This window comes from Nocardiopsis lucentensis DSM 44048 (genome assembly GCF_000341125.1).
GTDB classification, from domain to species: domain Bacteria; phylum Actinomycetota; class Actinomycetes; order Streptosporangiales; family Streptosporangiaceae; genus Nocardiopsis; species Nocardiopsis lucentensis.
In genome coordinates this window covers 1-1,970 of record NZ_ANBC01000714.1, presented here as the reverse complement: position 1 = coordinate 1,970, position 1,970 = coordinate 1, and the positions used below count along the sequence as shown (strand labels likewise).

The following is a 1,970-nucleotide window of genomic DNA, read 5'->3' as shown; positions in this document are numbered from 1 at the left end:
CGGTCACGCCACCTGTCGCCGGAGCGTCGGCCCCCCTCGCGCCGGCCGCCGTGACCGGGTTCTCGGCCGCCAAGGCGATCAGTATCGTCTTCTCCCTGATCGGGCTCCTGGCCGCCTGCTTGTGGGGCATCGGATGGACGGCCGCGGGCGTCATCATCGTGCAGGCGGAATCCGGCTCCTACGCCTCGGAGGGCGCGGACCCGTTCGCCCCCTACGATCCGCAGGGGGTGGACCCCTCAGTCTCCACCGGTGAAGGCCGGGCCCCCTCCCCCACCGAGCTCTGCGAGCCCTCGCCCGGGTACGCCACGGTGTGCACGCTGCAGACCGGCGACTGCTTCATCGACCCTCCCACCACGGAGTTCTACGAGGTCGAACTCACCTCCTGCGACGAGCCGCACAACGCCCAGGTGATCGGCTCCTACTCCCCCTCCGGAAGCGATTGGCCCGGATGGGCCGCCTTCGACGCCGACATCGAGGCCACGTGCGATCCGATGAGCGAACGCGCTCTGGACCCCGCGCGCACCCCGGACACGTACTTCGTCGGCTACATCGCGCCGAGCCGGGACTCGTGGAACTACGGAATCCAGACCGCCTTCTGCTACGTGGCCGCCGACGGAGAGTCGTGGACCACGTCCCTCACCTCATGACCATGCGGCCGACGGCTCCGTGGTGGCGGAAGCGGGCGGTGGTGAGCGGGAAACGACGACGGTCCCCCCGAGGCTCGCACGGATGACCGGCCAGGCGCCCGACGACACCGCTCCCGGATTCAGGCACCGTCCCGGTGCGCGTCGAGTACGCCCCCACCGAAGGCGAAGAGCTGCGTGTCGTCCTTGGCGGGGGTGTCCGGTCCGCACACGACGGGAACCGCTCACGAGTCCGGACGCGCTCTCGGGAGGCGGGGGCTCCGGTAGGGGAGCCCTCTCCGGTACCGGGCCCCGCTCCGGGTACGGAGACGGTCCCGGAGGCCGGGAGGTCATTCCTCCCGGGCCGTGGTGGGTTGGAAGGTCCGGCGGGCGCGGTGCGCGGCCAGGAAGTCGCGGTACCAGCGGTAGCTGTCCTTGGGATGGCGTTCCAACGTCTCGTAGTCGACGCGGACCAGCCCGAAGCGCCGGTCGTAGCCGTGGGCCCACTCGAAGTTGTCCAGCAGCGACCACACGAAGTACCCGCGTACGTCCACGCCCGCGTCGAGGGCGCGGGACAGGGCGGCCAGGTGCGCGCGCAGGTAGTCGACGCGCTCGCGGTCGCGGACCCGGCCGCTCCCGTCGGGCCGGTCGTCCTCGGCGGAGCCGTTCTCCGTGATGAGGACGGGCGGCAGGCCCGGGTAGCGTCGGTCGAGGTCGACGAGCAGGTCGGTGAGGGTGTCGGGGAGCACCGGCCAGCCCATGGTGGTGTGCCGCACGTCCTCGAAGGGGACCTGCTCGACGCCGATGTCCGCCGCGGTGCGCCGCGCGGGGTCGGCCTCGTTGCGTGGGGCGTCGCGCAGCTTGATGGGCCGGTAGTAGTTGATCCCCAGGAAGTCCAGGGGCCGGCCGATGACGTCCAGGTCGCCCTCGGCACGGTAGGAGCCGTCGGCCAACGGACCCCAGGTCTCCTCCTCGTTGTCGGGGTAGGCGCCGGTGAGGATCGGATCGAGCCAGACCCGGTTGTGCAGGGTACGGGCCCGCTCCACCGCCGCCCGGTCGGCTTCGGAGCCGGTGGCGGGCAGTAGGTGGTCGGGGTTGAGGGTGATCCCCACCTGGCCGGGCGCGGCCGCGCGCAACTCCCTGACGGCCAGGCCGTGGGCGAGCAGGAGGTGGTGGGCCGCGGCCAGGGCGGGCGTGCCCTCCCGTGTCCCGGGGGCGTGGCGGCCGACGGCGTGGCCGAGGAACGCCGAGCAGAAGGGCTCGTTGAGGGTGATCCAGCGATGCACGCGGTCGCCCAGGCGGTCGGCGACGACGCGGGCGTACTCGGCGAAGCGGTGGGCGGTGTCC

General features: G+C 72.4%; 1 protein-coding gene and 1 pseudogene. One reads left to right on the top strand and one right to left on the bottom strand.

The annotated features are described in order from the left end of the window. Positions 1–647: pseudogene (locus D471_RS0125025) on the top strand (DUF4190 domain-containing protein); the annotation flags it as partial. Between the two features lie 326 nt (positions 648–973). Here D471_RS0125025 and D471_RS0125015 read toward each other — a convergent pair. Beyond that, positions 974–1,970 (bottom strand): family 1 glycosylhydrolase (locus D471_RS0125015; protein ID WP_017601152.1); only part of this gene is annotated, 997 nt, incomplete at its 5' end.